Source organism: Pseudomonas sp. efr-133-TYG-23 (assembly GCF_030209215.1).
Lineage (GTDB): Bacteria > Pseudomonadota > Gammaproteobacteria > Pseudomonadales > Pseudomonadaceae > Aquipseudomonas > Aquipseudomonas rhodesiae.
Window position 1 is genome coordinate 1 of the sequence record NZ_JARVSL010000042.1, and the last position, 3630, is coordinate 3630.

Below are 3630 nucleotides of genomic sequence, written 5' to 3' on the forward strand. Positions count from 1 at the left end.
ATCTGAAGGTCACCTTCACCGCCGGCACCAACAACGACGGCTACTACGCCCTGTCGGGCACCGACGTTGTCCTGACGCAGAAAGGTGCCGATTGGGTCAACGCCGGTAATCAACTGCCGAAAATTGACCTGACCGTCACTGACGCCGATAACGCCAGCTCCAGCGCGACCGGCCAACCCACCGTCACTTTGGTCGACGACGCCAGCGTATTGCTCCCGGACACCGGTACCGCCCTGGAAGACCACGATGTCATCGGCAATGTGTTGAGCAACGACACCGATGAAGACAGTGACCTGACGGTCAAGTCGTTCACCGTGGATGGCGCTTCCTACGAAGCAGGCAAGCCGGCAACTATTGCGGGCGTTGGTACCATCACCATCGCCAGCAATGGTGATTACACCTTCACGCCGGTTAAGGATTACAACGGCGCGGTGCCACAGATCGGCTACACCACCAATACCGGCTCCAGCAGCACTCTCGACCTGACCATCACGCCGGTCAACGATGCCCCTGTGCTTGGCAATGCCTCGACCAACAACTTTGGCGACACCTACATCGAAGGCAAGCCAGGCGGCTACGTAGCGGCGAATCTGACCGTCAGTGACGTCGACAACAGCAACCTGCAAAGTGCCAAAGTCACATTGGTCAACCCTCTGGCCGGTGACGTGCTGATCGCGGATGTCAGCAACCCGAAAATCGCCGTTACCTATGACAAGGCAACCGGCGTACTCAGCCTGTCTGGTGACGCCACCAAGGCCGAATACCAGGAAGTCCTGCGTTCGGTGCATTTCGCCAGTGAAAGCCAGAACCCGGTTGCCACCGACCGCACCCTGACCATCACTGTAAATGACGGCGAATTGGACTCGGCCCCTGTGACCTCTGTGGTCTACGTGGTTCCGGTCAACGATCCACCGCAGGTCTCATTCGACAGCACCACCTTTACCGAACAAACCGAAGGCGGTGCACTGGTCAAAAACCTGAGCATCAGCGACGTCGACAACTCCACCTTCAGCAAAGTGGTGGTCACGGTTGACCATCTGGCGTCCGGTGATGTGCTCAGCAGCGCCGATGTGCTCAAGGCCCTGGCCGTTGCCGGTATTACCATCACCCAAAGCGGCAGTGCCGCCGATGGCAAAATCGTCTACACCCTCACCAGCAACTCGCCAGCCGGTAGCAGTGCCGCCGATTTCATCAAAGTGGTTGAAGCGATCACCTTCAAGAGCCCCGGCGATAACCCGGTCGGCACGGATCGCAACGTCACCATCGACGTGACCGATATCGGTGGCGGTAACCTTGACCGCGAGCCGCCGGAAACCGGCAGTGCCACCGGCAAGGTCGCAATCGAACTATTCAACGATGCACCGACTGCATCGGCTACCCCATCTAGCGCCGACGAAGACCACGCCGCCACAATCGTGCTGAGCGGCGTCGATGTGGATGGCTCCGTCGCCAAGTTCGTCATCACCACCTTGCCGGAAAACGGCAAGCTGTACAGCGATGCCAGCCTGACCACCGAACTTAAAGTCGGCGATTCGGTACCGGCAGGCGCTGATGGCAAGGCTTCGGTGTACTTCTCCCCAACCGCTGACTGGAGCGGCAGTACTTCGCTCACCTTTAACGCCGTCGACGATGGCGGCAAAGCCAGCGGCGAGACGACCGCTGCAGTTACCATCGCGCCAGTCACCGACACCCCGCACCTGGGCCTGTTGGGCGGCGGCGTTGTGAGCTCGATCAACTTCGACAGCGCCCCGATCAACGGTGGGTGGGGCACGGTCGCGGTCGGTGATGCCAATAACGCAGCCGGCACTGCTCCGACGACCCAGTGGTTGACCGGTAACAGCGACGGCAAGGTCGAGATCGGCCAGAGCGGCGTCTACGGTGTCAACACGCCGGACAATAGCCAAGTCATCGAACTTGAGAAAAATCCCGGCGACGACGCCAGCTTGTACACCATCATCAAGGCTGAAAGCGGCACGGCGTACAGCATCAGTGTCGACTACTCGCCGCGTGCGGGCGCCGAAAATAACTCGGTGATCGACGTTTTCTGGGGCGGCGTCAAAGTCGGCACCCTGGATGCAACCACCGTTGGCATGAAGACCTACACCTTCGTGGTGCCTGTCACCGCTGACGGTGATGCCAAGCTCGAATTCAAGGCGCCAGACAGCAATTCGCTGGGCGGCGTGATGGACAACATCAGCGTCACCCAGGTACTGAACACCGGTCTTGAAGACCACGCGATCAAGTTGTCCGCGATTGACGCTTACGCCACCGACAAGGATGGCTCGGAGACGCTCAAGCTGGAGATCAGTGGCGTTCCGGAAGGCGCGACGATTTCTGATGGCGCGGGCCACACCTTTACCGCGTCGGCCGGCAATCAAAGCATCGACATCAGCGATTGGAACAAGGCCACGCTGGTCTTCAATCCGGCGCCGAATGCCAACGGCCTGGTGAACCTCACCGTGACCGCCACCGCGCAAGACGGCGATGCGGCGCCGAAGTCCGAGTCGATTACGCTGCCGATTAACGTGATTGCGGTCAACGACCTGCCCGTGATTGATGTGGTGGCCAATCCGCTGGTGGAAGGCAACGTCAGTGAAGGCACCGTGGCGGGCACCTTTACCGTCAGCGATATTGAAACCCCGGTTGCCGACCTGAAAGTCACTTTCACTGGCGACAGCAACAAGGATGGCTACTACGCCATCGTTGCCAACGCCGTGGTACTGACCTTGGCGGGCGCGAACTTCGTTAACGCGGGCAATAAACTGCCGCCGATCGATCTGACCGTCACAGACACCGACAAAGGCAGCGCGCACGATGCGGCGACGCCAGCTGTCACTTTGGTCAATGATGCTCCGCTCATCAGCGTTGAAGCCAACACCCTGACAGAGAACGATGCCAAAGAAGGCACCGTGGCGGGTCGCTTCACCGCGACTGACGAAGAAACGCCGGTTGCTGATCTGAAGGTTGCGTTCACTTCCGGTACTAACACCGACGGTTACTACGCCCTGTCGGGTACCGATGTGGTGCTGACTCAAAAAGGTGCCGATTGGGTCAACGCCGGCAATCAACTGCCGAAGATCGACCTGACCGTCACCGACGCTGACAACGCCAGCTCGACCGCGAATGGCCAGCCGACCGTGACTCTGGTCAACGACATCCCGGTTATCGCCGTCGAAGCCAACACCCTGACGGAAAACGATGCCAAAGAAGGCACCGTAGCGGGCCGCTTCACTGCGACTGACGAAGAAACGCCGGTTGCTGATCTGAAAGTCACCTTCACCGCCGGTACCAACAACGACGGTTACTACACCCTGTCGGGTACCGACGTAGTGCTGACGCAGAAAGGCGCCGATTGGGTCAACGCCGGTAATCAACTGCCGAAAATTGACCTGACCGTCACTGACGCCGATAACGCCAGCTCCAGCGCCAACGGCCAGCCGACCGTGACGTTGGTTAACGACATCCCGGTTATCGCCGTTGAAGCCAACACCCTGACCGAAAACGATGCCAAAGAAGGCACCGTCGCCGGCCGCTTCACTGCAACCGACGAAGAAACGCCGGTTGCCGATCTGAAAGTCACTTTCACTGCCGGCACGAACACCGACGGTTACTACGCGATTTCTGGCACCG

The 3630-nt window shown here is 59.5% G+C and carries 1 protein-coding gene; it reads left to right on the top strand.

Annotated features, from left to right (window positions below; translation table 11 throughout):
* Window positions 1-3630 (top strand): beta strand repeat-containing protein (locus tag QRN41_RS24650; protein WP_285422223.1); only part of this gene is annotated, 3630 nt, incomplete at both ends.